25 protein-coding genes and 1 pseudogene are annotated in these 24,895 nt (G+C 60.6%); 13 read left to right on the top strand and 13 right to left on the bottom strand.

Going from position 1 to position 24,895, the window contains the following annotated elements:
- The coding region (locus tag PMX21_RS08125; RefSeq protein ID WP_271759082.1) for an IS3 family transposase at positions 1–235 on the top strand (235 nt) is incomplete at its 5' end.
- A 254-nt stretch (positions 236–489) separates the two neighbouring features.
- On the opposite strand, the gene PMX21_RS08120 is transcribed toward PMX21_RS08125, so the two are convergent.
- The 3 genes from PMX21_RS08120 to PMX21_RS08110 are packed head-to-tail and all read right to left on the bottom strand — an operon-like array spanning position 490 to position 1,690.
- Positions 490–744 (bottom strand): hypothetical protein, encoded by a 255-nt coding sequence (locus PMX21_RS08120; RefSeq protein WP_195919734.1) that lies wholly within the window; start codon positions 742–744, stop codon positions 490–492.
- Positions 745–759: 15 nt separating this feature from the next.
- A complete protein-coding gene (locus PMX21_RS08115; protein ID WP_271759081.1) occupies positions 760–1,383 on the bottom strand; it encodes a DUF1700 domain-containing protein in 624 nt (207 codons plus the stop codon).
- On the bottom strand, positions 1,373–1,690 hold the full coding sequence (locus PMX21_RS08110; RefSeq protein ID WP_195621433.1) for a PadR family transcriptional regulator: 318 nt from the start codon (positions 1,688–1,690) through the stop codon (positions 1,373–1,375). The genes PMX21_RS08115 and PMX21_RS08110 overlap by 11 nt, the downstream gene beginning before the upstream one ends.
- 655 nt (positions 1,691–2,345) lie before the next feature.
- Between PMX21_RS08110 and PMX21_RS08105 the strand changes: the two genes are divergently transcribed.
- On the top strand, positions 2,346–3,350 hold the full coding sequence (locus PMX21_RS08105; protein WP_271759080.1) for a helix-turn-helix domain-containing protein: 1,005 nt from the start codon (positions 2,346–2,348) through the stop codon (positions 3,348–3,350).
- Between the two features lie 158 nt (positions 3,351–3,508).
- The gene (locus PMX21_RS08100; protein WP_271759079.1) at positions 3,509–7,876 is read left to right on the top strand and encodes a hypothetical protein; all 4,368 of its coding nucleotides are present in this window, start codon (positions 3,509–3,511) and stop codon (positions 7,874–7,876) included.
- Positions 7,877–7,988: 112 nt separating this feature from the next.
- Here PMX21_RS08100 and PMX21_RS08095 read toward each other — a convergent pair whose 3' ends face one another.
- Positions 7,989–9,005 (bottom strand): hypothetical protein, encoded by a 1,017-nt coding sequence (locus tag PMX21_RS08095; protein ID WP_161145419.1) that lies wholly within the window; start codon positions 9,003–9,005, stop codon positions 7,989–7,991.
- A 407-nt stretch (positions 9,006–9,412) separates the two neighbouring features.
- Between PMX21_RS08095 and PMX21_RS08090 the strand changes: the two genes are divergently transcribed.
- The 3 genes from PMX21_RS08090 (at position 9,413) to PMX21_RS08080 (ending at position 15,236) form a co-directional block, all read left to right on the top strand.
- Positions 9,413–10,795: an ATP-binding protein gene (locus tag PMX21_RS08090; RefSeq protein ID WP_271759078.1), complete on the top strand. Its 1,383-nt coding sequence runs from the start codon at positions 9,413–9,415 to the stop codon at positions 10,793–10,795.
- A 157-nt stretch (positions 10,796–10,952) separates the two neighbouring features.
- A complete protein-coding gene (locus PMX21_RS08085; protein ID WP_271759077.1) occupies positions 10,953–12,950 on the top strand; it encodes a DNA gyrase/topoisomerase IV subunit B in 1,998 nt (665 codons plus the stop codon).
- A gap of 45 nt (positions 12,951–12,995) precedes the next feature.
- A complete protein-coding gene (locus PMX21_RS08080) occupies positions 12,996–15,236 on the top strand; it encodes a DNA gyrase subunit A (protein WP_271759076.1) in 2,241 nt (746 codons plus the stop codon).
- Between the two features lie 353 nt (positions 15,237–15,589).
- Here the strand turns inward: PMX21_RS08080 and PMX21_RS08075 are convergent, their stop codons facing one another.
- From PMX21_RS08075 to PMX21_RS08065, 3 genes are all read right to left on the bottom strand, one after another.
- The gene (locus tag PMX21_RS08075) at positions 15,590–15,946 is read right to left on the bottom strand and encodes a hypothetical protein (RefSeq protein WP_271759075.1); all 357 of its coding nucleotides are present in this window, start codon (positions 15,944–15,946) and stop codon (positions 15,590–15,592) included.
- Positions 15,947–16,016: 70 nt separating this feature from the next.
- On the bottom strand, positions 16,017–16,547 hold the full coding sequence (locus tag PMX21_RS08070; protein WP_271759074.1) for a flavodoxin family protein: 531 nt from the start codon (positions 16,545–16,547) through the stop codon (positions 16,017–16,019).
- Between the two features lie 99 nt (positions 16,548–16,646).
- Positions 16,647–16,970, bottom strand: coding sequence for a winged helix-turn-helix transcriptional regulator (locus tag PMX21_RS08065; RefSeq protein WP_252200169.1), 324 nt, complete (start codon positions 16,968–16,970; stop codon positions 16,647–16,649).
- A 154-nt stretch (positions 16,971–17,124) separates the two neighbouring features.
- Here PMX21_RS08065 and PMX21_RS08060 point away from each other — a divergent pair, with 154 nt between their 5' ends.
- The gene (locus PMX21_RS08060; protein ID WP_271759073.1) at positions 17,125–17,478 is read left to right on the top strand and encodes a cupin domain-containing protein; all 354 of its coding nucleotides are present in this window, start codon (positions 17,125–17,127) and stop codon (positions 17,476–17,478) included.
- A gap of 246 nt (positions 17,479–17,724) precedes the next feature.
- Here the strand turns inward: PMX21_RS08060 and PMX21_RS08055 are convergent, their stop codons facing one another.
- The 5 genes and pseudogenes from PMX21_RS08055 to PMX21_RS08035 all read right to left on the bottom strand — a co-directional run bounded on the left by PMX21_RS08055 (position 17,725) and on the right by PMX21_RS08035 (position 20,603).
- A complete protein-coding gene (locus tag PMX21_RS08055; RefSeq protein WP_271759072.1) occupies positions 17,725–18,201 on the bottom strand; it encodes a flavodoxin in 477 nt (158 codons plus the stop codon).
- A gap of 14 nt (positions 18,202–18,215) precedes the next feature.
- Positions 18,216–19,085 (bottom strand): annotated as a pseudogene (locus PMX21_RS08050) (aldo/keto reductase).
- 4 nt (positions 19,086–19,089) lie between these two features.
- Positions 19,090–19,416 (bottom strand): carboxymuconolactone decarboxylase family protein, encoded by a 327-nt coding sequence (locus PMX21_RS08045; RefSeq protein ID WP_271759071.1) that lies wholly within the window; start codon positions 19,414–19,416, stop codon positions 19,090–19,092.
- A 13-nt stretch (positions 19,417–19,429) separates the two neighbouring features.
- Positions 19,430–19,861, bottom strand: a complete 432-nt coding sequence (locus PMX21_RS08040; RefSeq protein ID WP_271759070.1) for a cupin domain-containing protein — start codon at positions 19,859–19,861, stop codon at positions 19,430–19,432.
- A 22-nt stretch (positions 19,862–19,883) separates the two neighbouring features.
- A complete protein-coding gene (locus PMX21_RS08035) occupies positions 19,884–20,603 on the bottom strand; it encodes a RibD family protein (protein ID WP_271759069.1) in 720 nt (239 codons plus the stop codon).
- 133 nt (positions 20,604–20,736) lie between these two features.
- On the opposite strand from PMX21_RS08035, the gene PMX21_RS08030 reads away from it, so the two are divergent.
- Positions 20,737–21,204, top strand: a complete 468-nt coding sequence (locus PMX21_RS08030; protein ID WP_195503997.1) for a MerR family transcriptional regulator — start codon at positions 20,737–20,739, stop codon at positions 21,202–21,204.
- A 436-nt stretch (positions 21,205–21,640) separates the two neighbouring features.
- Here the strand turns inward: PMX21_RS08030 and PMX21_RS08025 are convergent, their stop codons facing one another.
- Positions 21,641–21,742: a TetR/AcrR family transcriptional regulator gene (locus PMX21_RS08025; RefSeq protein ID WP_218565035.1), complete on the bottom strand. Its 102-nt coding sequence runs from the start codon at positions 21,740–21,742 to the stop codon at positions 21,641–21,643.
- Between the two features lie 195 nt (positions 21,743–21,937).
- On the opposite strand from PMX21_RS08025, the gene PMX21_RS08020 reads away from it, so the two are divergent.
- Genes PMX21_RS08020 through PMX21_RS08000 form a run of 5 tightly spaced genes read left to right on the top strand, consistent with a single transcriptional unit; the run spans position 21,938 to position 24,873 of the window.
- Positions 21,938–22,666, top strand: coding sequence for a lantibiotic protection ABC transporter ATP-binding protein (locus PMX21_RS08020; protein WP_161160557.1), 729 nt, complete (start codon positions 21,938–21,940; stop codon positions 22,664–22,666).
- The gene (locus PMX21_RS08015; protein WP_271759068.1) at positions 22,663–23,433 is read left to right on the top strand and encodes an ABC-2 family transporter permease; all 771 of its coding nucleotides are present in this window, start codon (positions 22,663–22,665) and stop codon (positions 23,431–23,433) included. The genes PMX21_RS08020 and PMX21_RS08015 overlap by 4 nt, the downstream gene beginning before the upstream one ends.
- Positions 23,433–24,248 (top strand): ABC-2 family transporter permease, encoded by an 816-nt coding sequence (locus tag PMX21_RS08010; RefSeq protein ID WP_271759067.1) that lies wholly within the window; start codon positions 23,433–23,435, stop codon positions 24,246–24,248. Before PMX21_RS08015 ends, PMX21_RS08010 begins: the two co-directional genes overlap by 1 nt.
- A complete protein-coding gene (locus tag PMX21_RS08005) occupies positions 24,241–24,429 on the top strand; it encodes a hypothetical protein (protein WP_271759066.1) in 189 nt (62 codons plus the stop codon). Before PMX21_RS08010 ends, PMX21_RS08005 begins: the two co-directional genes overlap by 8 nt.
- A 45-nt stretch (positions 24,430–24,474) precedes the next feature.
- Positions 24,475–24,873, top strand: a complete 399-nt coding sequence (locus tag PMX21_RS08000) for a response regulator transcription factor (protein WP_271759065.1) — start codon at positions 24,475–24,477, stop codon at positions 24,871–24,873.
- Positions 24,874–24,895 lie beyond the last annotated feature (22 nt).

Raw genomic sequence — 24,895 nt, 5'->3', positions numbered from 1 at the left:
GCACTGGGCCTGCCTGATCGACCGCGACGGGGAGGTGCTGGCCAGCGCCCCCGTCCGCAACAGGGAGGCCGAGCTCGTCCACCGCGAGACGTTCGGCACGACGCGCGAGCTACGGGCCAAGCTCTCGGACTACGTGCACTGGTACAACAACTTCAGGATCCACTCGACGCTGGGCTACATGTCGCCGGTCGAGTTCAGGGAAGCGGGGCTGTCCCTCCCGGAATCGTCCAAATAGATGTTGCCAATCCAAGCACAGCCCCACCGCACGGCCCAGTCGCTTCCGGTCCTGCGTGGCCCCGTGAAGGCGGAAGGGCGTGGTTGTCGTCATCGCGTTCCTTTCTCCTCGTACCTATTTGGGCATGCGTCACGGGCCCCCGCGCGGCGCTGAGAGCGAATCGGCGCAGGCTTGGGGCCAGTTGCGTAGGGGTTGAGGTTCGGGTTTCGCCGGCTTACGCAGCTTGGCGGGCAGAGCGCCCGGGCTCGCTGCGCCTAGGGCGCGGCGGGATCCGCGACGCCGGAGGTGTCGATCTCGCCCAGATTGGCGAGCTGGCTGATGAACGGGATACTCTCGTGTTCGTCCACCTCGACGCCGCCGAGCACGATGGTGCTGTCGCGCGTGTCGATTTGGGTTGTGAACACGGCCGGGTCGAAGCCCGAAGCGATAAAGCCAATGCCCGCGAGGACAACACCCGCGGCAACGAGCCCGCCCGCCACGGCGAGGTAGATCTTCTTCGCGCTGGTCATGGTACTCACTCCTTTCTACGCCGCGAGATGCGCGGCAGCGCCGCCCTTCTCGCCCTTACCCTTCCAGAAGGGCGAGGCGGCCTTCCTCGCCCAGAGCGCCGAGAGGCGCGCAATTTGTTTTGAGGCGGCCCAAGCGACAGCACCAACGAAGAGCGCCACGCCGACGAGGCCGAGCCCCACGCCCGCCGAGGCGGAGGCGTACGGGAAGTGGCCGATGGTGACGCCGCTTACGGCAAACAGGAGCTCAACTACGCCCACGCCCCCGAGTGCCGCCGCGACGATCCACACGCAGAGCGCCAGCACCCAGATGCAGATATAGACCGTGACGACCACGGCGGCGAAGGCGGCGAGCAGCGGCACCCACACCGGGGAGCCCACGATGGCCAGCACCCACAGCAGCGCGGTGCTGCGCTGGCGCGTCCTCGCGATCGCGCGCGGCACGGCGGGCAGGTCGTCGAGCGTGGCCTCCGCCACCTCGCCGGGCGTGCCCATGGCGGCCACGGCCTCCTCCTCGCTCATACCGTCCTCCATGCGATCGGCGATGGCCTCCGCATAGAACGCCTTGGTCTCCTCCACCTGCTCGGCCGGCAGGCAGGCGAGCAGCTCGCCCAACCGGCCCAGAAACTCATCACGCGTCATGGTGCGCCCCCTCAACGTATGCGTAAATCTCCCGTACGGACGGCCACTCGGCCAGGAACTCCTCGATGCGCGCTCGCCCGTCGTCCGTGATGCGGTAGTACCGGCGCAGCCGCCCATTGTGCTCGGCGGAGCGCGCCGTGATGCACCCGGCCTTCTCCAGGCGCTTGAGCAGCGGGTAGAGCGTCGACTCCGTGAGCCCCATGCTCGCCGGTACGTCCTTCACGATCTGGTAGCCGTAGGACTCCTCGCCGGAGACGGCCGCGAGCACGCAGGCCTCCAGGAAGCCGCGCTTCATCTGTGCCTCCATCCGCACACCTCCTCTCGTCATATACTGTGCTATACACACTATACGATGCAAGGTATTAAACGTCAACTCTCATCGCGAAGGTTCTCCGGCCCCTGCGCGCTGCGAACGTGATGTCGCGGGACGGTTGGCATTATGCATGAAACGTCAAGTAACGCTCTTTTGATCCACTTCCACTCGGCCCCATATGCCTTGCACAACGCCCCCTTCGACCTCGGAATCAAGAGAGCCGCTAGGCTGGACATGCCGGACGGTAAGGTCCTGGACGCCATGGTGGACTTCTCCGATGCCATGGGGGTCATGGGTCTACGCCGATGGAGGCCCACACACGCGGCAGGGCTCGCCCGTCACCGCTGGTCGCCGGACGGTCCCCACGCCTCGCTCGCCAACGCGCAGGCGACAGCAGCAGTCCAGCGCTGGCTGGAGACGCCGGAATGCCCAGAAGATGCGTTTCCCATCGCTGCGGCAGAGCTTTTTGTAGGGGCGGCAATTTTTCCTAATGTCGAGGCCAGCTAGGCTTCAGTAGCCACCTTGGGAGCATCGCCAATAGACTCTTCCTTTATACGTTCGGCATAATCGTAGGCGATACCCACAAATTCCGGTCCCGAGCAACAGGAGTACAATTGCTGCATTGTTGCCAGCTGTTGGGAGATGGAAGATGGACTGCGATGGCTACCCATGCGTTCCCATGCCGTTGATGTGCACCGCCTTTGTGCCGGGGCAGATTGACGCTGCGGTTGCAGGCATTTCCGACCCCGATTCACGCACCATCGCCACGGCAGAAGCGCTGTACTTTCGCGGACAGGCCACCCTCGCTGCCAAGACAGCACGCCCCTATCTTGACGCCACCGACCCCGCACTGCGCTATTCCGCATGCTTTATCTGCGGATATGCCAGTCTGTCGCTCAACCGTATCGCCGACGCCCGCCGGTGCCTTGCGGGCATCCTCGATACGCCGGCCGACGAGGAATCATCCGCTATCCACGCCACGCATATCCTGTTCGCCTCGGCCGCAAGCGTCCTGCTGCACTTGCCTTCCCCGTATTCTGCCGAAGAGTTTTATCCACTTGCGGCGCATCTGCCCGAAGGCCTGCGCCTGTTCGCCAGCTACGTGATGGCGCACGCCTTGTATCTGCGCGGCGAATACGGCCGCAGCCTGGGCATGGCGGAAAACGCCCTGATTATGAAACAGGGAAGTTATCCGATCTCGGAACTGTTCCTGCACCTGGCAGCCTCCATGGCATGCATGAGCCTCAAGGACATCGACGCCGCAAAGGCACACTTCGGAGCCGCTTGGGGCATTGCGCGCCCCGACGGCCTTATCGAGCTCATTGGCGAGCACCACGGCCTTTTACAGGGGCTCATCGAGGCGTGCCTAAAAACGCAATACCCAGACGACTTCGCGCGCATCATCGAGATCACGTACCGCTTCAGCTACGGCTGGCGGCGCATCCACAACCCTGATTCGGGCGAGGACGTGGCCGACGATCTAACGACCACGGAATTCACCGTGGCCATGCTCGCCTGCCGCGGATGGACCAACGCCGAAATCGCACGCCACATGGAAGTATCGCCGGGCACTGTTAAAAACCGCCTATCAGGAGTGTATGCCAAGCTTGGTATCGGAACTCGCGCCGAGCTGGTTGCCCACATGTTGCGCTAGCGGCCAGACTGCCCGGCGTATCGAAAGCGCTCCGGGGGGCCTGACGCTTTCGCGCGCTCAAATTGGACATTTTGGCCATCGAACGGCACTACCGTGACAGGATGCCTTCTCGCAAAATTGGATTATTTCCACCGATGCCTGCGGGATGGGAGCCAAAGATGCTTGATCGCCGTTCGTTACTTGTTGCCGGAGCGTCCTCGCTGGCGAGCATTATGTTGCCGCGCGTGCCAGGAAGCGCAAACGCCTTCATATTGCCGTTCGCGCCCACCGAAGCCTATGCCGACGAAAAAGACCCCTTCAGGGTGCTCGTTCTCTCGCGCACCATGTTTGGTGTGGTCGTGGTCGATGTCGCCAACAAGAATACGCCCATCGCGGGTGCCCAGGTCACGCTCACATCGCGCTATGCCGCAGGCAAGCAGCTCACCGCCACTACCGATGACGAAGGCACGGCCATTTTTGAGGTCGCGCCGCTTTCGGAAGGCTACGTGGACGAGGCAACACTCCTTGACGCGTACGACTTTAACGGCGGTATCTCCATCAGCATGAAAGGCTACCGCGATGTCGAGATTCCCCTCGCGCGTGTCCAAGGCGGCACCGCCATTACCGCACCCACACGTCCGCTCTCCGATGGCGAGCCGTACTTTCGCCAGCTCACATTCGACGAATGGGACATCCAGTACGCTGAAGCCACGTTCATGGCATTGCCGAAGGACGACACGGCAAACGAACAGCCCGATACGCACTCCTTTACCGTGCAGGCACATCTGCCACAGGGTGGACAGGCAACGCTGTGCATCAACAAGGTATTGCCCGCCACGGGCAGCTCGCCCGAAACCGTCACGCAAATTGGCCAAGTCAAGGCCGGTGCATCGGGTTCGGATAATCTGGCGACATTCACGCTCGAAGACAAGTTCCTCGATGCGGCATCGGGCCTTCTGGAGGAAGGATGCAAGCTGCGCTTTGTGCTCGACTATCAGGGCAAAACCTACACGCTCTCCTCTCCCATGGCCGTTGTCACCGCGCCGGCCGCAAAGGCAGAATCGGGCTCGACCACCATCATTCCTACTACCATGGACCAAGAGATCACTCCGTTTGATTTTCCGGCGGCGTTTCCCGGCATCGGCGGCAATAAGTTCACGTGCTGGATGCCCTCATTCCCCATTTTGTTCGATTTCTCTTTTGCCGGGTACGTGCTGTTTGGCGGAGGATACAAACCAGCCAGCTATATGAACGATTCGGGCAACCCTGATCCGGAATACTGGAAGAAATCGCCGCGCGAGTCGGGCGCCAAGCAGGCAAACCGCTACCTCGACGAGATGGAAGGGAAGTGGAATCAGTACAAGAGCATGAGTGCCGGTTCGGGCACTGATCCAAGAAACACCAAGCTCCTTCGTCACCATTGCACGCTGCTGTTCACGATGGATATCGCCACACAGGTGTACGGATCGCTCGCCTACGATTGGGTAGGCAAAACCTGGGGCAGCAACAACGACCCCGCATACGGCAATATTAAGGCCCTCTTCCAGGTAAGAACCGACCTCAATTGGACCGAGCAGTTTACCCTAGGACCGGTGCCCTTTTTCCTAAACGTCAACCCCTGGGTGCTGGCGAAGCTGGCGCTCGCCGTGGGTGCCCACACGCACGGCAGCGGCGCGGCGTTTTTCAAGAACATTTCGCTCGACTATTCCAACACGTCGGGCTCATTCACCATCCAGATCGGGCTTGCCGTTACCTTTGGCGCCGGCGTTGCAGGCGTCGCCTCGTCTGCCGTGCGTGGCGCCGCATCCCTCACCCTGTTCATTGGGTACGAGAAGGCGGACGGGCACCAGCTTCCGCGGCTGCGCGTGGGTGCAGACGTCGATGTCGATGTGATACTCCAGTTCGTAATGTTCAAGTGGACCACCAAGGCTTGGTCGGGATCGTGGCCCACGCTCATCGATTCGTGGAATATGTCGGTGAACAATGGCGACCAGTATGTGCTCCAGCGCTCTGAGCTCGCATTGGGTGGAGATACGCCTTATACGCTGGATGCCTGCTTCGGCTCGGCCGGCAACATTGAGGCGGGCGGCGTGCCGCAATTTATCGCATCGGCCACCATCGTCACCAACGCCGAACTGCTCGCACGCGCCGAGGTTAAGGCCGCTGCCGTAAACGCCGCGCCTGTCGTGCGCGATTGGGATCGGGCGGTCACGCGCATTGAGCTCGAGGCGGATGCAGAAAGCGACGACACGGGACAGATCGAGCATTTCGTCCATGCACTGATAGAGAACGACGAAAACGCCGCGCCGATGTATGAGTACACCTACATCGGTCAGGCAACGAACACCGTTGCCGACCCGAACGCCGATTCTGCCGGCGTGTCGGAGGACGAGCGTGGCGGCATCAAGCCCTCGAGCGACAACGTGCTGTTTGCTGGCGTGCTCAGCGAAGCCCACATGAAGCTGGCAATGATTGCCGGCGTAGAATGCCTGTTCCGTATCGCCTCGGTGCGCTACGGCGACAATGGTCGCTCGCGCCTGGTGGTACACACAAAGGCAAACGGGACGTGGTCCGCTCCCACGCCTGTGGACTTTCCCCTTGGGTTTGGCGAGGGCGACGTGGAGCGCGACAGCATATACGATTACGACTTCGACGTAGTGGAATATACGGACGGAAGAGGAAACCAGGACGCCTACGTGCTGCTGGTCTCGGGCGAGCGCCCCGCCGGCGACAACACCCTTTTCGATACGGCGAGCACATCCGGCATACTGTCCGTTGTGCGCCTGCGCATAAGCAACGACGGAGTTCGCGTGATATCGCACACGTCGTGGCGCAGCATCTCGCGCGGCCGCCTTCAGGAGGATGGCTACCATTGCCTGCAGTGCCCACGCATCACGGTGGGCAAGACACTTGTCGACGGGCGCCTGTCGGGCGCCTACCTCCACCGCCGCGGAACCACCGCAGAAAAGACGCTCGGCAGCGAGGCCGAGGTTGCGCTGGAGTGCTTTACCCTGTGGTCGGACGTTTCGGGCGACAGTCTCACGTTCCGTCAGGTCCTCCGCTTTCCGCAGGCACCGTCGAGCATCGAGCTCGGCGCGCCCGAGAATATCAACGGCAAAATGGTGGTGCCCATTGCATACGAGACCGCAGGCGGTTGTGGCTGTGCATCGTACGCCGTGATCGGCCAGTCCATTGCGAGCTGGGGCGTTATGTCGCCAGATGCCACAGTACCCCACGCGGTGCCGTGGCCGCAGCACACGGGCTTTTTGGCTACCGTCAACGAGCAACTGCAGCATGTTACGTGGACGCGAGGCGCATCGGCATTTGCAACGCAGCCCGTGGGTGCCGCAGGCTGTGGCCCGGCATCGTTTAGCGTAAGCAACAACGGCAGGTGCGTGCTCTATGTAGAGAACACCGATGGCAAGGTGGGGCAAACCTACGACGAAGAAGGCAACCCGGTAGCAGTGATGGGCAAGCACTTCCGCATCTTCGCCAGCACCTTGGCAGGCGATCTGTTTACGGAGCCGTTCGTGATGTGCGAGCTGGACCATCCCGTCGATCAGATAACGACATTTTTGACGTCGGGGAGCATGCTCTCCGCGCTCGCCACGCACATTGTGAGCGCGGAGAAGAGCGAGGCAGAACTACACGGCATCGAAGTGCCCTTGGTGGCGTGTGCCACTCCGACGGGCGCAGTCGCTACCTCGGGCGCGGTGGTGCCCGGAGCAGCAGGCGAATCCTTCATGGTCACGGTGCGAAACGACGGCAACACCTTGCTGACCGCCGGCACAATCGATCTGTACCGAGAGGGCTCCAGCCAGCCGTTCTCCAGCGCATCCATCGGGTTCGGAGCGAACACACGCATGGCATCGATCTACGATCCAGAGCTTGCCGAGGACGCTTCGGTCAACGACATGGCACACGTGAAGTACGCGCTCGAAACGCTGGGCACACCTTTTGCAACGCACCCGCTGGTAGCCGACAGTGGCAACGCCGTGCTGGCACCGGGTTGCACGGCACAGTTCCGCATGAGCTTCGCTATCCCCGAGAGTTGGAGCGACGAAGTGGGCAAACGCGTAACGCTGTATGCGAAGGCGCGTAATCTGGTGGCGCTCGATCCCGTAACGCTCGAGGAAATTCGACCGGGCGCAAACTCGGCGCTGGGTGCCGTACTGCACGAGCTTCATGTGCCCGACGCGGCATGCGAACGCTCAGAAGTTCAGGTCGGCGTATGCGACAGCGCGGATACGACAGAACTTCACGACGCCCCGATGACAGCAGACGACGATGGCGGCTCGAGTGGCGGCGGTACCGACGAGGGCGGCGGCTCCGGCGGAAGGAGCTCCGGCAGTGGCAAGGACCACAGCAATAACAAGCGCTCCGGAAAAGCGGGCGCGCTCGCTGGCACGGGCGATGTCAATGCTCCCCTTACGGCAGCCGCTACAGCACTCGCCGCGGCAGGCGCCGGCCTCATCGCCTACAGCGCCCGCCGCACGGCGCTCGAAAAAGACACCGCCAATGAGGTCAATTCGGATAGGTCTCGCTAGCTCCTAGTTACTTTTGTGAGAGACGCCGACTCGGCTCATCGGACACCAAAAGGGGCTGGCCCCGATAACTCGGAGCCAGCCCTGAGTCGCCTGACATGGGAATCGCAACCCGCTACTTGAGCTTCAATGCCTCCATCATGGGCGCGGCGGCGTCCCAATCGATCTTCCAGCCAATCGACACGCGGACGGTCTCGCCCGTCGCGGGAGCCGTCGCAAACAGCGTATGGCCGTTGTCGGGACCGGTAAAGCGCAGCCACGTTATGCCGTTGTACTCGACCTGGTCGGTTGTTGTCTCCTTGCCTTCGTAGACCTGCTCTAGGCTTGCAACCTCTTCCTCCGGCGAGCGCGGGAAGATGCTGATGTTCAGGCGTCCTCCAGTCTCGTCGTGGAAGAAGTTTGCCTTTTCGCGCTCTTCGTCGGACGAATCCAGCGTGTACCCATCGGCGGCCTCGATGCTGTACGATGCGCAGTCGATGCCCGTTAAATCTGCCTTCTCGCCAGAATCGGCCACGCCGCCGGCCGCCTTGAACTCCTTGGTCTCGCATCCCGTGGTGTCAAAGTGCATGGCCTCATGATTCTTGGCGGGGGCATAAGCGTCTACGAACTCGACAGTGATGGGCCCGTAGTACGCCGTCTTGGGCGCCCAGAAATACACGTACTCAACGGTCTCGCCCGGGCCGATATCTGGCCTCTCGGAAAGGTCGATGCCCTCGTGCAACTCATCGGGAGCCTCGCTTGCAACGTAGTCGAGCACGGCCGCCTTGCCGGAAGTAAACAACGGGTCGCCTGCCTCAAGATCGCCCTGGGCAGCATGCACGTTAAAGGAACTGAACGTCCTGTTCTTTGTGTTGTTGTTGGTGATCTTGATGTGCAGGTAAAAGCCGTCCTGCAGCTTGGCATCGCCGCGATAGAACGTACCGTGAGCCACCGACTCATAGGTAATGCCTGCCACCTCGACCGTCTGCGAATCATAGGCCCTGGGCTTTTCCTGCACAGGCGCGCTGCCGCCCGAACCGCCAGGCGAGCCGCTCGGAGCACTACCGCCACAGCCGGCCACTGTACACGCCAGCACGGCCGAAAGCGTCACGGTGGGAATTCCTAACAGCAGTTTCTTTGTCATGGGCCTCATCATTCTCACCGCTCCTTTCGGCTTGCAGCTCATCCATTGCCCGAGTCCCAAGTCGACCCCGTGGCATCGGCTTCCACTATGAGCGTATGACGAAACACGGCGCCGGCGAAGTGACCCGTGGCCCAAATAACGACCCACCAGCGTTCCTTATGGGCCAAAAGAACTCGCACATGCACGCCCCCGGCCCATAAAACGAGACGTCTGTCCCAATGTTCGATTCGATCCAACAATCCGCACGACACGTTTTCGACAACGTATCCAACCGCAAACGCAGCAAGACGCATTCGGCCGCCTTCAAATTTACTCGGGCAGAACCGACTCGGTTTTGTCCGAGTAAACTCGAGCATAAACTGATCCATGCGATTACAATTAACTCGGACAAAACCGAGTCGGAAGGAACCGAGTAAGTGGAATTTATTGGCAGGGAGCGTGAGCTCGCCCGTATTAAGAAAACGCTCAAAGCACCCGAGCAGCGCAATGTTCTCATTTACGGCAGGCGTCGCGTCGGAAAAAGTGAGCTCATCAAGCAGGCGCTAACCGATTTGTCGGACGTCGCAACGGTCTATTACGAGTGCCGCCAAACCTCCGAGGCAGACAACCTCGAGAGTCTGTCCGTCCTTGTTGCTGAAGCGCTGAGCTTTCCTCCGCTCGCCTTCACAGGCATCCGCGAGCTCATCGAATTTCTGTTTGCCCAAGCTAAAGACAAGAACATTACCCTCGTTCTCGACGAATACCCCTACTTGAGAGATGCGGTTAAAGGCTTAGACAGCATTCTTCAGACCTCAATCGACGCCCACAGGGAAGACTCACGTTTAAACATTGTCCTGTGCGGCTCCTACGTTGAGATTATGAAATCCCTCATCGAGCATGAAAGCCCCCTCTACGGGCGAATTGATCTCGCGCTTGAGCTTAAGCCCATGGATTACTTTGACGCTGCGAAGTTCTATCCCGCGTTCTCGCCCGAGGACAAGGTGCGGCTCTATAGCGTTTTTGGCGGTATCCCCTTTTACAATCGCCTCATCGATCAATCCCAAAGCGTACGCGACAACATCATCGAGCTCGTCACGGAACCTGGCGCCCGCTTAGAAAGCGAGGTGCCGTCCTATCTCAACGCCGAGATCTCGAAGATGACCAACGCCAACGAAGTTTTCGGGGCTCTCGCACAAGGCTACTCCCGTTGGGGGGACGTGCTGGCACAGTCGCACGTCTCGAGCGGTCCGGCCATGGCAGACGTGCTCGACAAGCTCATGTCACTCGAAATCGTCCAAAAGCGTGCACCCATCAACGACCCTACGAACAAGCGCAAGTCTGGCTACTTTGTAGTGGATTCGCTTTCGCTCTTTTACTATCGCTATGTTTTCCGCAATGCCTCAGCGCGTCAGCTGCTCGACCCGGAAGTCTTCTATGATCGTCACGTCTTCCAAGACTTCGAGGAAAACTACGTTCCTCATATGTTCGAGGAGATCTGCCGTCAATACCTCGTGCGGCAGAACAGGACCGGCAAGATCGAACCGGCTTTCGACGCCATAGGCAAGTACTGGTACGACGACCCCGCAAACAAAACGAGCGGCGAATTCGATGTGGTAACGCAAGACCCCGAGGGCTACGCATTCTACGAAGCAAAGTTCCGCAAATCCCCCATCACGCAAAAAATGGTCGACGAGGAAATCGCCCAAGTCGAGGCAACGGGACTCAAGTGCCATCGCTATGGATTCTTCTCCCGTTCGGGCTTCGAAGCTGGCGAAAGCGATCGAACCGTCTTCATCGACCTGCCGCAGATGTTTGGATAGGACAGGACAGGTCCCTCCCGCATTCCAAGCATTCATTATCTAATCGAACGGTTGTTCGATGGATTTCGTGTTGGTTGGAATCGTCTGTGGGCTGGGCTATGCTACCTTGACTATCTATATGACTTAAACGCAGCAAAGGAGCACCGAGAGAGCGAGTATGGCAAAAAACACCGCAAACTATGGTAACGACAGTATCCGCCAGCTCAAGGACGAGGAGCGCGTACGCCTGCGCCCCGCCGTCATCTTTGGCTCGGACGGACTCGACGGCTGCGCGCATGCCGCCTTCGAGATCCTGTCCAACGCCGTTGACGAGGCGCGCCAGGGCTACGGCAAGCTCATCACCCTTACCGCCTTTCGCGATGGTTCCATTCAGGTAGAGGACAACGGCCGCGGCTGCCCGCTCGACTGGAACCCCTCCGAGAAGCGCTTTAACTGGGAGCTCGTCTTTTGCGAGCTCTACGCAGGTGGCAAATACAACAACAACCAGGGCGGCGACTACGACTTCTCGCTCGGTACCAACGGCCTGGGCTCGTGCGCGACCCAGTACGCCTCCGAATACATGGACGTCACGGTTTGGCGCGACGGCAACAAGTACTCCCTGCACTTTAAGAAGGGCAAGGTCGTCGGTGCCAAAAAGAAGGCACTCGAGATTGAGCCCAGCGGCGAGGATCGCACCGGCACCACCATTAAGTGGCGTCCCGATCTTGAGGTCTTTACCTCCATCAGCATCCCCCACGATTGGTATCGCGAGACAATGCGCCGCCAGGCCGTGGTCAACGCCAACGTGACCTTCCGCCTGCGTATCGAGGGCGACGATGGCGAGTTTTCCGAAGAGGATTTTTGCTATCCCAAGGGCATCGAGGACTACGTGCTCGAGAAGGTCGGTACCGACTACCTCACCGAGCCCTTCTTTATCGAGGCCGACCGTCGCGGTCGCGATCGCGAGGACCTGCCCGACTACAATGTAAAGATCACCGCGTGCATGTGCTTCTCGCGCACCTTCATGATGCAGGAGTACTACCACAACTCATCGTGGCTCGAGAACGGAGGCTCACCCGAGAAGGCCGCCCGCAGCGCTCTGACCAGTGCCATCGATGCTTACATTAAGCAACAGGGCAAGTACAACAAAAACGAGAGCGGCATTAAGTGGCAGGACGTCCAGGACTGTCTGGTGCTGGTGACCAACTGCTTCTCCACCCAGACGTCCTATGAAAACCAGACTAAGAAGGCCATCAACAACCGCTTTATCCAGCAAGCTATGACGGCCTTCTTTAAGGAGCGGCTCTCGACCTACCTAATCGAGAACAAAGACGCTGCCAACAAGATCATGGAGCAGGTGCTCATCAACAAGCGTTCGCGCGAGAACGCCGAGAAGACGCGTCAGAGCATCAAGACCAACCTACAGCAGAAGACCGACATGGCCAACCGCGTGCAGAAGTTCATCGACTGCCGCTCCAAGGACAAGAGCCGCCGCGAGATCTACATCGTAGAGGGCGACTCGGCAGCAGGCGCCATTCGCACCTCGCGCGATGCCGAGTTCCAAGGCGTTATGCCCGTCCGCGGTAAGATCCTCAACTGCCTGAAGGAAGACTATCCGCGCATCTTTAAGTCCGACATCATCATGGACCTCATGCGCGTGCTGGGCTGCGGCGTGGAGATCAAGGACAAGCGCATCAAGAACCTCGGTGCCTTCGACCTGGACAACCTCAACTGGAACAAGGTCATTATCTGTACGGACGCCGACGTCGACGGTTATCACATCCGCACGCTCGTGCTCACCATGCTCTACCGCCTGGTGCCCACGCTTATCGACGAGGGCTACGTGTATATCGCCGAATCGCCGCTCTACGAGATCAACTGCAAAGAGAAGACCTACTTTGCCTACACCGAGCTCGAGAAGAACGGCATCCTCAAGGAAATCGGCGACCAAAAGTGCTCCATCAACCGCTCTAAGGGTCTTGGTGAGAACGACCCGGACATGATGTGGCTCACCACCATGAACCCCGAGACGCGTCGCCTGATCAAGGTTGAGCCCGAGGACGTCACCAAGATGGAAACCATGTTCAACCTGTTGCTCGGCAACGACGAGGCGGGCCGCAAGCGCCATATCTCCGAGCACGGCAAGGAATACCTGGACCAGCTGGACCTGCAATAGCAGTAAATCGATAACGACGGCCCATAAGAAGTTCAAGAGGAAATCGTGGCAAAGAAGAAGACGAAGAACCAGCCAAAGAAAAAGCAGGTCAACGCCGAGAACGTCATCGGCCTGCACTCCGAGGTCACCGACCAGCCGATCACGCAGACGCTCGAGGTCAACTACATGCCCTACGCCATGAGCGTCAACGTCTCGCGTGCGTTCCCCGAGATCGACGGCTTTAAGCCCTCGCACCGCAAGCTGCTCTACACCATGTACAAGATGGGCCTGCTCAAGGGCGAGCGCCAGAAGAGCGCCAACATCGTGGGTCAGACCATGAAACTCAACCCGCACGGCGACGCCGCGATCTACGAGACGATGGTGCGCCTGGCCACCGGCAACGAGGCGCTTCTTGCACCCTTCGTGGAGTCGAAGGGCAACTTTGGCAAGTACTATTCGGGCGACCTGAGCTACGCCGCCTCGCGTTATACCGAGGCCAAGCTCTCCCCCATCAGCGCCGAAATCTTCAAGGACATCGACAAGGACCCGGTCGACTTCGTCGACAGCTACGACGGCGCCATGAAGGAGCCGCGCCTGCTGCCCACCACGTTCCCGAACATCCTCGTCTCAGCCAATAAGGGCATCGGCGTCGCCATGGCGTCCGACATCTGCGGTTTCAACCTCAACGAGGTCTGCACCGCCACCATGCACTACCTGCAGGATCCCGACTGCGACCTGCTTGAGTATATGCCCATGCCCGACTTCTCGACCGGCGGCGAGATCATCTACCGCCGCGAGGAGATGGAAAAGATTGTCGAGACCGGACTGGGTAGCTTCCAGATTCGCTCCCGCTGGCGTTGGATTCCCGAAGAGCGCATCATCGAGGTCTACGAGATTCCCTACACCACTAAGACCGATGTCATCATCGAGCGCATCGTCAAGCTCTCCAAAGAGGGCAAGGTCAAGGAGATCGCAGACATCCGCGACGAAACCGACCTCTCGGGCTTGCGCATCGCTATCGACCTTAAGCGCGGCGTCGACCCCGACAAGCTCATGGCCAAGCTCTATCGCTCGACCACGCTGCAGGATTCGTTCTCGTGCAACTTCAACGTGCTGGTCGATGGTTACCCTCGCGTTATGGGCGTGCGCCAGATCCTGCACGAGTGGGTCAAGTGGCGTATTGAGTCCACACGTCGCCGCATTAACTTTGACCTGGGCAAAAAGTCCGAGCGCCTGCACCTGCTGCACGGCCTTGAGGCAATCTTGCTCGACATCGACAAGGCCATCGCCATCATCCGCGGCACCAAGCTCGAAGCCGAGGTCGTGCCCAACCTTATGAAGGGTTTCGACATCGACGAGACCCAGGCCGAGTTTGTTGCCGAACTTAAGCTCCGCAACATCAACGAGGAGTACATCCTCAACCGCACCAAGGACATCGCCAAGCTTGAGGGCGAGATTGCCGAGCTTGAGGAAATCCTCTCCAGCGAGGAGAACATCAAGAAGGTCATCAGCGACGAGCTGGCCGCGGTCAACAAGAAGTATGTGATGCCGCGCCGCACGGGCAGGATCGAGCCCCATGAGGTTATCGAGGTAAGCTTGGAGCCCGAGGTCGAGGAATATCCGGTTACCATCATGCTTTCGCGCGATGGCTACCTTAAGAAGATGACGGACCGCGTACTCAAGAAGGCGACCACGCTCAAGTACAAGGACGGCGACAAACCCTTTATCGAGCTCCCGTCCTCCAACACCCACGAGCTGCTGGTCTTTACCAACAAGAGCCAGGTGTACAAGTGCAAGGTTGCGGCGTTTGAGGACACCAAGTCGGCCCAGCTGGGCTCGTACCTGCCCACCGATCTTGAGATGGAACCCGACGAGAGCGTCATCTGGGTCATCGACCCCGAGGACTATAAGGCCGACGTGCTGTTTGTCTTTGAAAACGGCCGCGTGGTGCGCGTCGCGCTTTCTGGATACGTCACCAAGACCAACCGCAAACGCCTCAAGAACGCCATCTACGGCGGCAGCAAGCTGCTGTATGCCCAGGTGCTCAAGGAGGACCGCGACATCGCGCTGGTCTCGAGCGACTACCGCCTGATGAACTTCAACACGTCGCTGCTCAAGACCAAGACGACTACCAACACGCAGGGTGTCCAGGCCTTTACGGCCAAGAAGGGCCGCTCGGTCACCACCGTCGGCACAACCGAAGAGATCCTTGGCGCCGGCGTCTCGGCCGAGAAGTTCACCGCGCAGAGCCTCCCCTCCGCCGGTGCCCTTATGAAAGAAAACGACATGCCAAGTTTGTTTGATTAGGACGACGGCAGAACCGCCATAGTTTTACAAAGCAGCGGGGCCCGGAGCGCAGCAATATCGCGCCCCGGGCCCCGCTCGTTGCGGAGGTCATCCTCGGAAATGTCGACGATACGGGGGCTTCCCGCACCGTCCTAAGCCGTTAGCAAAAATCGCAAAAGTTAGCAAAAGTTGCAAAAATTAGCAAAACTTGCAAAGGAGCCACCATGGAGTACAGCAAATGGCTCCGCCATGCCAGGCATGCTCGAAGATATTATCGAGCGAACCAAAGAAGCGGCAGATAGCTACCTTTCACAGTCTCACGCGCGCATGAACGGCGTTCAAATTGGTCCAGTGGGCATCGATTGGACATATGTTCAAGAAGCCCAGGGCAACTGGCGCACGTGCATGAATGGCATCTTCAGGCAACTCGAGAAGCATGGCATCGGGCTTCTCTCGAAACGACCTATCGAGAGCTTTCCGATAAAGACATTGAGTTTTTGCTCGCGATGCTGCCCGATTCTGGCCCCAGCAGGGTCTCGGAGATAGCCAAACGCATGGGCGTCGCCAGCAACTACACAAGCCAATACAAACGCCGCCTCCTGGAGGACGGCGTCATTGGAGAGCGCGGGCGTGGTCTCGTTGGCTTTGACATTCCCGCGTTCAGGGAATTCTTGAACGAGAAGGCGTTTTAGCACGCCGGAATTGTCCGCGGAAGCATCAACGCATGGCAATCAGCATTCCTCTTGGTAAGGATAGCAAGCATTTTCCACCAACACCGATTGCCATGCGTTCTTCTTGTCCTTAGGCGAGCTTGCGAGCGAGCTCTCGCACCTCTTCCAACTTGGGCGAGGAGGCCATGCTGTCGCGCTCGGTCATGCCGCTAATGGTGACAATGCCCTGGTCCTCCCACTTGCAGTACGCGCATGTGGCCCTATACATAGCAATCGCCGCATCATAGACGCCCTCGCTGTGGCTATCGAGCAAAAGGGCCGTCTTGGCGAACGGGAAGCCTGTAGCACCGAAGGCGTACAGGCGGTCGATGGCGGCCTTCTCCTGCGCAGTGATATCAAACCAGTAGATAGGCGAAGCGAAGACAACCATATCGGCGCCTTTCAGCGACTCGATCACGTCGGCCATGTCATCCTTCTGCACGCAAGTGCCCTCATGGGCGAAGCAATACTGACACCCCAGGCAACCAGCGATTTTCTTGCTGGCAACACGGACGTCCTCGACCGTATTGCCGCCCTCACGCGCGGTCTCGGCAAACGCCTCGACCATGGTGTCGGTATTGGCGCCCTTGCGCGGGCTACCACTCAATACAACGATATTCATAAGAATCTCCCTCCTTCATGCCGCAGGCGCGCGTTGATTCGGGACAGGTCTTCGTTAGCACCCTCGTAGCGGTTTTCCGCCCCCTAAGCAGAGCGTCCGCTACGAAACGACCGTCTTGTAATAAGCGCCGAAGTCTGCGAGCGAGTCCATGATGGGCATCATCTGGCGGCCGAGCTCGGTAAGGCCATACTCAACGCGGGGAGGATTCTCGCCATAGTCATGGCGAAAGACCAGCCCATCATCCTCCATCTGCCGCAGGCTATCGGTAAGCACCTTCTGAGAGATCCCCTCAAGGCTGCGGCGCAACTCGTTGAAACGCCAGGGGCGTACGCGCAAGTTACGGATAATGAGCAGCTTCCACTTGCCGCCAATGAGCGTTACCGCCGTTGCGACCGGACACTCCGGAAGCTCCTCTTTCGCCATCACGGGAGACCCAACCTCCTTGACCATACCGGTTTCACAAAAAAGTACGCAGTTACAAATATGTGCGTACTCGTATTTGCATGCGCCTTCGCGTTGAATATATCTCACGCAGGAGATGCCTGCAAGGTAAATCAACCCCAAGAGAGGAACCATTATGGCTAATTATGCAAAGACCCACATCGGTAATGAGAGCCGTGTCGAGCTGCACGAGGTGCTCGGGCTTACCGGGACAGAGGTGAGTGTCAACAATCTTCCCGCCGGCGCTGGCGTTCCGTTCGTCCATGCACACAAGGAAAACGAGGAAATCTATGGCGTGCTCGAAGGCGCGGGCTCGGTCACGATCGACGGTGAGGAAATCGAGCTTGCAGCCGGCGACTGGCTGCGCATTTCCCCCGCCGCACACCGCCAGCTCCGCGCCGCGTCCGACTCGGGCATCACATACGTCTGCATCCAGGTCAAGCAGGGGTCCCTTAATGCCTTCACAGCCGACGACGCTATCATGTTCTAATTCGCAATCGATGCGCAAGGGGCCAATGAAGCCCCGTCCGTTGGCCCCTTGCACTAATCTGCTGACGCAAAACTACCTCACATCCCGGCCGGCTTCACGCAAAAGAGGCGGAGGCACGCTTTGTCGGTTCCGGGAATAAAAGCCAAGACAGTTACAATATAATCACTTCGAACTCAGGGCGTTGAGCTTTCGTTTTGCCCCAAATCCTTGCCAGCTCTGTGGCGGATGCCGAAAGCTGTAGATCGATTATCTGCAGATTGTATCAATCCATGCCTGAATATCTTTCTCAGAAGTACGGAGCATGGATTCATCGAACTGCACATCGAGGCCCGGTTTCACGATTGCGCCCTTGCAGGCTTCCTCAAAGTCCTTCAGCGCGTGTCCCAGCCAGCCGCCATTGGTGGCAAACGGATACACGATCTTCCCGGTCAGGTCAGCCCGCTCCAGGAAACTGCGCATGGCGGGCGCAAAGGTGTACCACCAGACAGGAGAACCCAGGATGATGGTGTCGTAATCTCTCCAGCCAATGTGCAGCGGCTTCAGTTCCGGGCAATAACCCTCGGCAATCTCACGCTGCCCCTGATTGACGACTTCATCATAATCGCCATCGTAGGGAACAACCGTATCCATACGAGCAATATCCCCGCCGATTTCCCTCTGGATCATCTCGGCGATGCGCTTCGTGTTGCCTCCGTAGGAGTAGTACAGAATCAAGGTTTTCATTTCACGCTTGCTCCTCATGCAAGAGGCTTCCCGCTGAACACGGGAAATGCGCTGAAGTCACCATAGTTGGCGATGCGCTCCATGTTCTTGAGAGTTTCCATATCTTCCTCGGAGATCACGAAATCCACGTCCGCGTTGCTTTCCATGTGGGCGGGATCTGCCGTCTTGGGAAGCGCAACGGCTCCAAGCTGAAGGACATAGCGGATGCAGAGCTGGGCGGCAGATACGCCGTACTTCTCTGCCATCTTAACGATCGCCGGATTCTTCAGCGCCTCGCCGTGGGCGATGGGAGAGTATGCCTCCACCTAAATGCCCTGCGCCTTGCAGAAGTCCACCAATGCCGAATCGGTGTTGGTGATGTGCAGGAGGATCTGATTGACCATGGGCATCACGCGGCAAGAGCTCAGGAGGTTCTCAAGGTCATCTTGCAGGAAGTTGGACACGCCGATTACCTTGACCTTGCCCGCCGCCCGCGCATCCTCCAACGCACGCCAGACCTCCTTGTTCTCCTCGAAATAGCGCTTCTCCACACGGAACTCGCTCCACGGCTGGGGAGAGTGGATGATCATCTGGTCGAGGTAGCCGAGCCCCATCCTCTCCAGCGTCTCATCGATGGACTTCGCCGCATCCTCGTAGGTCTTCAGCTCTGCCGCGATCTTGCTGGCGACGAAAAGCTCTTCCCGGCGAACGCCGCAGGTGCGCACGCCCTCGCCGACGCCGCGTTCGTTTCCGTAGGCCTGCGCGGTGTCGATCAGGCGATAGCCCAGCTTTACCGCCTCGCGAACGGCTTCCGCCGCCTCGGCATCGTCGATGAACCAGGTGCCCAGTCCCAGCTTGGGAACCTGAACTCCGTTTGTCAACGGGTAGGTTTCATTCAAGATCATCGTTCTACTCCTCGCCCCAGATATCCTTTGCCATGCGGAAAACCGCCCACGCCTTGGGCCAGCCGCAGTAGAAGGCTGCATGGGTCACGACCTCCGCGATTTCTTCTTTTGTAATACCGTTCTTCTTTGCCTCCGTCAGGTGATAGCGGAAACTCTCATCGGTAAGCCCCTGAGCCATCAGCGCGACGACGGTCACGAGGGAGCGGTCACGGAGGCTGAGCTGCCCCTCTCGGCTCCAGACCTCTCCGAAGAGCACGTCATCGTTCAGTTCCGCGAATTTCGGGGCGAATTCGCCCAGGGCATCTCTGCCTGCCGTCTGCTTGACTGCCATGTTTCGTTCCTCCCTACAGCTTTGCGTACTCTTCATGGGATACCGGCTCGCACCACTCGTTCTCGCAATTCTCGCCGGGAACCTCCACGGCGATATGGCTGAACCAGCTGTCCTTCTTCGCTCCGTGCCAGTGCTTGACGTTGGCGGGGATCATCACGACGGAGCCCTCGTGCAGGCTGACGGCGGCCTTGCCTTCCTCCTGGTACCAGCCCTCGCCAGCCGTGCAGAGCAGGAGCTGACCGCCTCCTTTGTCCGCGTGGTGGATATGCCAGTTGTTGCGGCATCCCGGCTCGAAGGTCACGTTGGCGGCGAATAGGCCGCCTTCCGGATCGGTCAGCGGATTCAGGAACGAATCACCGGTGAAGTACTGGGCATAGGCGGTGTTCGCCGTTCCCGTACCGAATGCGTTGACCTTCTCGAACTGCTCTTTTCGTTCATACCTCATAATTGAAACCTCCTACTAAGGATCATCCATTCACGCCATAGCGCAGCCAGACCGCCCCGCCGTCCATGGCCTTCGCCTCTTTCAGCGTGAAGCCAAGGGCCTTGCTCTCCGAAATGCCTTCCACGGCTCGGAAAACCGGCGGCGTATCCGGGCTTCCGTCTGCCGCCGCCAACACGATGCTGATCTCATCGCACATCCCCGCTTGCAGGAACGACCAGTTCAGCACGCCGCCACCGCCCAGCATCAGGGTCTCGATGTTGAATTCTTCTTTCAGCTTGGAAAGGGCCAGGCCGTGATCCAGCTCCGTTTCTCCCGCGATGATGTACGAGATTCCCAGCTTTCTCAAAAATGCCCTGTAGGCGTTGCCGACCTGCTCTGTCAGCACCTCGACGACATGGGCGGTGGTGTCCACATAGCGCAGGGCGCTGCTTTCCCATCCCAGTTTGCCGTGGGGGTCCACGGAGACATAGAACATTCCGAAGTCCGGCTGCGCGATGAAATCACCTGCCGGAACGGCCGGCGCATCTTCGTCCAGGTCCGGCTTCCTGTAGAAGGTGAAGTTGTCGTCCGTCGTCACCCTGCCGGACAGCCAGCCCTGGTGATGGTAAAAGGGCTCTTTCCCGAAGGCGATGTCGTAGAACGCATCGCCCGCCGCTTTGCCCTGCGGCGTTCCCATGTAACCGCCCATGATCTTTCCGTCCAAAGCGCACATCATGTGGCAGAAAACATACGGCCTGTTCACGTTCGATTCCCCTCCTTATGATTGACAAACATTCTGTTTGGAAGCATGCTTCCTTTGAACTTCATGTGCATCCTAGAACTTAAAGTTAACTTTAGGTCAAGGGGATTCTGGAATAATTCGGAGGGGTTTTCAGATGGTCTATACGGTGGGGGAAATGGCGAAACTGCTGGGGGTTGCGGCGTCCACCTTGCGCTACTACGACAAGGAGGGGCTGCTGCCCTTCGTGGAGCGCTCCTCCGGTGGCATTCGCATGTTCCGGGAATCGGATATCGAATGGCTGCAGGTGATCGGCTGCATGAAGAAAGCCGGGATGTCCATCAAGGACATCCGGCAGTACATCGAGATGGCGCTGCAAGGAGACGACACCATCGATTTGCGCCTTGCCATGTTCCGGCGCCAACAAGAAGTTCTGAAACAGCAGATGGAGGAATTGCAGCACACCATGGAGATGGTGGATTACAAGTGCTGGTATTACGAAACGGCGAAGGAAGCGGGTACGGTCGATGCCCCGCAGAAGATGGAGCTTGCCAAAGTCCCGAAACGCTTTCGGAAGATTCGGCAGGAGCTGCGCACTGCGCCGGGGACTGTGGCAACGATATAACAAGACTGCTTAGGCAACGGCAGTCAACCGCTTGATTATCACGGTAACTTTATCGTTCAAAAAAGTACTACTAACAAACGACCACCCCGGCTATCCGCTGTTCGCGGAAGAGCAGGGGAGCTCTTGTCACCGGGATGGAACCTTTTCAACTCGCAGGATAGCAGAATCGCCTCGCAAGCCAAAATCAGCACGGGACGACAGCGGGCAGAACCGCCACCCCTAGATTGCCCTCACGCTGCCACTGGCAGCCCTGATTAAATATGCTAGGTATCTCGGGATAATGCTTTCGGTCGCATACGCGCAAGAGTGTCCGCTGATTGCAACTGGCTGTTCCCCTTCCTACGCCAATGGCGTGCAGACATCTTCGATATTCTTGCTCGTTATGGCGAAAATCGCGTCTCCAGGGTTTGCCTTTTTCGGTTTAGCGTATTGCTCTTCAGATCATCGTGGTGTGCTCGTAGCCGCGCTCCACGAGGAGCCGCTCGGCAACGTCGAGAATCTTCTCGACCGTCTCCTCCGGGTACTTATTGCGTGCCACGGGCACCTCCGTCCTTGTTATCGCGATAAACATACCATGAGTGGCGTACGGGTCGAGAAGGGCTGGCGCCAAAAGAGCCCAACGGCCGTTACAGCTTCGTTAGAAACGCGCCCCACCATGGATGGTGAACCCGAAAGGTAAGGCGCGCGGGCACGGCGACTCGGCCCGCGCGCCCGGAAGAGAAAGGACGAACCCATGGGTTACATGCTCGAGACGCGCGGGCTCACCAAGCGCTTCGGCAGCGGCGACCAGGCGCAGGACGCCGTAGCCGACGTGAGCCTTCATATCCGCGAGGGCGAGGTGTACGGGCTGCTCGGCCCCAACGGCGCCGGCAAGTCGACAACGCTCAAGATGATCTGCGGGATGCTGCGGCCGACGGCCGGGGAGATCCTCTTTGCCGGGCACGCCTGGCGCCGCGAGGACCTCTACGCAATCGGCAGCCTCATCGAGGAGGCGCCGCTCTACCCCAACCTCACCGCGCGCGAGAACCTGCGCGTGCGCACCACGCTGCTGGGCCTTCCCGAGAGCCGCGTAGATGAGGTGCTCGCCGCCGTGGACCTCGCGGACACCGGGAAGAAGCGCGCCGGGCGCTTCTCGATGGGCATGCGGCAGCGCCTGGGGCTCGCGCTGGCGCTGATCGCCCGGCCACGCCTGCTCGTGCTCGACGAGCCCACCAACGGCCTCGACCCCATCGGCATCGAGGAGCTGCGCGACCAGATCCGCGGCTTCGCGGCGGCGGGCACGACGGTGATCGTCTCGAGCCACATCCTCTCCGAGGTGCAGCAGATGGCGGACACCATCGGCATCATCTACGGGGGGCGCCTCGCCTACGAGGATGCGCTTCGACCCGGGCAGGACCTCGAGGAACTCTTCATGAGCGTCTGCCGGGAAGGGCGACGAGCGCGCGGGGAGGTGGCGGCATGACGGGCGAGAAAGGCGGCCCGCTCGCGGGCCTGCGCGCCGAGGCCCTGAAGTCGCGCCACGCGGCACCGGTTCGCCTGGCCGTGCTCATGGCGCTGCCGATGCCGCTGCTCGGCGCGATGCCCTACCGGGGCGTGCAGATCTTCAGCGCGTGGAACTACTGGTACGCGCTCTTCCTGCCCGTGTCTCTCTCGCTCGTGGTGGCGTGCGTCGCGCGGGCGGACGCTCGCACGCGGATGCGGGGGCTTCTGGGCCTGGGCTTCCCGCTCGGGCGCGCCTGGTGGGCCAAGGCGCTCTGGTGCCTCGCGCTCTGCACGCTCTCGAACCTCGTGGTCTTCGGCATCTACCTCGCGGGATCGGCGTTCTCCTCGCAGTGCCTCACGGCCGCGGGCACCCTCACGATGCTCCTCTGCGCGCTCGTCAACACGGTGACCGCGGCGTGGATGATCCCCGCAGGGCTCTTTCTCACGGCGCGGCTCGGCATGCTCGCGGGCATCTTCTGCCCGCTCGCCGCGCAGCTCGTGGGTGGGTTCGCCTGGTCGCTGATGCCGCTGCCGCAGCTCTTTCCGCCGTCGGCGAGCATGGTCATCCCCACGAGCTTCATCCCCGTGCTGCCGAGCGGCGAGCCACTCGCGGCGGACATGGCGCTCGGCGGGGCGCTCGCGGCGGACGGCATGCTCACACTGGCGGGCCTTGCGGTCTGCGCGCTCGCGTTCGCCGCGCTCACGGCGGCGGGCGCGGCCTGGTTCGCGCGCTCCGAGGAGAGGTGATGGCCATGACACGACTCCCCGACCCGACGCCGCGCATGACTCTCCCGCGGGCCCTGCTCTCCGAGGCCCTGCGCCTGGCGCGCTCCCCGCTCACGGCGGTGCACCTCGTCTGCGGCCTGGCAGCCGGTCTTGCCTGCGGCGAGTACTTCTCCATAACCCGATGGGACCCGGCGCTGGGCGCGGACGCCTACGCCCAGTTCCTCGGCGCCCTCATGCCGCTCATGTCCGCCATCGTCTGCGGGCTCGCCGTGGACGAGGAGCGCGCTGCCGGGCGCCTCGCCAACCTCACGGCGGTCCCCTCGCGCGGGCGCGCCGTCGCGGCGAAGCTACTCGCCCTTGCGGCGCTCGGCGCGGGCGCGCTGGTCGTGGCGCTCGGCGTGTTCGGGGCCGTGCTCGCCGTCGCCGGGCGCCTGCCGCTCGGGCCCGCTCCGCTTGCGGCCGCCTGGGTGGGCATCGTGCTGGGCAGCCTGCCCCTCTACGCGCTGGGGCTCGGCGTGGCCCTGCGCCTCGGCCGCAACGCCGCCATCGGCGCCGGCGCGGCGGGGATGCTCCTCGCGTTCTTCTCAGTGGGCGGACTTGCGCACGGCCTCATGACCGGCGAGCTCACCGGTGCCCTGGCGACGCCCCTGAGCTGGGTGCCGCTCGCCTGGCCCGCGCGCCTGGGGTCGCTCGGGGTAGAGGCCTTCATCGACGCCGCACGCGCGGCGGGCCCTCTCCTCACGACTGCGCTCGCTGGCCTCGTGCTCACCCTGGCAACCGCCGCCGTCCTTATCGCCTGGTTCTGCCGCTTCGAGGACGGGAGGGCAGATGCGTAGGAAGCCGCTCGCCGCCGCGCTCGTCCTCCTCTCCGCAGCGCTCGTCCTGGGCGGGAATGCCCTGCTCGACGCCGGCTGGGGGTCGGCGCTGCGCTCGATCGCCGACCGTGTGCTGCCCAACCCCGAGATTGCCATGTGGGCGCCCGCGCCCGCGGCTGCGCGCGGGGCTCTGGACCGCTGAGCGCGGCGCAAGTACAATGCCGACGGGAGTTTCAGGAGGTCGAACATGGCAAGGATACTGGCAGTGGATGATGAGCGGGCGATCCTCGACGCGCTCGCGCGCGTCCTCGGCCGCGACGGCCATGAGGTCGTCAAGGCAGCGGACCCGACGGCGGTCCCGGGGACGAACCTCTCGCGCTTCGACCTCGTGCTCTGCGACGTCATGATGCCGGGGCTCGACGGCTTCGAGCTCGTGCGACAGATCCGCCCGGACTTCGACGGGCCCATCATCTTCCTGACCGCGCGCGTGGCCGAGGAGGACGCCGTGGCCGGCTACGGCCTGGGCGCCGACGACTACGTCCGCAAGCCCTTCGGGGCCGCGGAGCTGCGCGCCAAGGTCGCGGCCCATCTTGGATTGGCAACATCTATTTGGACGATTCCGGGAGGGACAGCCCCGCTTCCCTGAACTCGACCGGCGACATGTAGCC

The sequence above is a fragment of the Collinsella aerofaciens genome (assembly GCF_028209885.1).
GTDB classification, from domain to species: domain Bacteria; phylum Actinomycetota; class Coriobacteriia; order Coriobacteriales; family Coriobacteriaceae; genus Collinsella; species Collinsella aerofaciens_BA.
Note: the sequence above shows the minus strand (reverse complement) of the source record. Positions and strands in the feature narration are given on the sequence as shown.

What these genes read in the sequence shown, in the direction of transcription:
- PMX21_RS08120 (WP_195919734.1), bottom strand. Translation starts at nt 744, where the DNA reads ATGACCAGCGCGAAGAAGATCTACCTCGCCGTGGCGGGCGGGCTCGTT.
- PMX21_RS08115 (WP_271759081.1), bottom strand. Translation starts at nt 1,383, where the DNA reads ATGACGCGTGATGAGTTTCTGGGCCGGTTGGGCGAGCTGCTCGCCTGC.
- PMX21_RS08110 (WP_195621433.1), bottom strand. Translation starts at nt 1,690, where the DNA reads ATGGAGGCACAGATGAAGCGCGGCTTCCTGGAGGCCTGCGTGCTCGCG.
- PMX21_RS08105 (WP_271759080.1), top strand. Translation starts at nt 2,346, where the DNA reads ATGGACTGCGATGGCTACCCATGCGTTCCCATGCCGTTGATGTGCACC.
- PMX21_RS08100 (WP_271759079.1), top strand. Translation starts at nt 3,509, where the DNA reads ATGCTTGATCGCCGTTCGTTACTTGTTGCCGGAGCGTCCTCGCTGGCG.
- PMX21_RS08095 (WP_161145419.1), bottom strand. Translation starts at nt 9,005, where the DNA reads ATGAGGCCCATGACAAAGAAACTGCTGTTAGGAATTCCCACCGTGACG.
- PMX21_RS08085 (WP_271759077.1), top strand. Translation starts at nt 10,953, where the DNA reads ATGGCAAAAAACACCGCAAACTATGGTAACGACAGTATCCGCCAGCTC.
- PMX21_RS08070 (WP_271759074.1), bottom strand. Translation starts at nt 16,547, where the DNA reads ATGAATATCGTTGTATTGAGTGGTAGCCCGCGCAAGGGCGCCAATACC.
- PMX21_RS08065 (WP_252200169.1), bottom strand. Translation starts at nt 16,970, where the DNA reads ATGGCGAAAGAGGAGCTTCCGGAGTGTCCGGTCGCAACGGCGGTAACG.
- PMX21_RS08060 (WP_271759073.1), top strand. Translation starts at nt 17,125, where the DNA reads ATGGCTAATTATGCAAAGACCCACATCGGTAATGAGAGCCGTGTCGAG.
- PMX21_RS08055 (WP_271759072.1), bottom strand. Translation starts at nt 18,201, where the DNA reads ATGAAAACCTTGATTCTGTACTACTCCTACGGAGGCAACACGAAGCGC.
- PMX21_RS08045 (WP_271759071.1), bottom strand. Translation starts at nt 19,416, where the DNA reads ATGGCAGTCAAGCAGACGGCAGGCAGAGATGCCCTGGGCGAATTCGCC.
- PMX21_RS08040 (WP_271759070.1), bottom strand. Translation starts at nt 19,861, where the DNA reads ATGAGGTATGAACGAAAAGAGCAGTTCGAGAAGGTCAACGCATTCGGT.
- PMX21_RS08030 (WP_195503997.1), top strand. Translation starts at nt 20,737, where the DNA reads ATGGTCTATACGGTGGGGGAAATGGCGAAACTGCTGGGGGTTGCGGCG.
- PMX21_RS08020 (WP_161160557.1), top strand. Translation starts at nt 21,938, where the DNA reads ATGGGTTACATGCTCGAGACGCGCGGGCTCACCAAGCGCTTCGGCAGC.
- PMX21_RS08015 (WP_271759068.1), top strand. Translation starts at nt 22,663, where the DNA reads ATGACGGGCGAGAAAGGCGGCCCGCTCGCGGGCCTGCGCGCCGAGGCC.
- PMX21_RS08010 (WP_271759067.1), top strand. Translation starts at nt 23,433, where the DNA reads ATGGCCATGACACGACTCCCCGACCCGACGCCGCGCATGACTCTCCCG.
- PMX21_RS08005 (WP_271759066.1), top strand. Translation starts at nt 24,241, where the DNA reads ATGCGTAGGAAGCCGCTCGCCGCCGCGCTCGTCCTCCTCTCCGCAGCG.
- PMX21_RS08000 (WP_271759065.1), top strand. Translation starts at nt 24,475, where the DNA reads ATGGCAAGGATACTGGCAGTGGATGATGAGCGGGCGATCCTCGACGCG.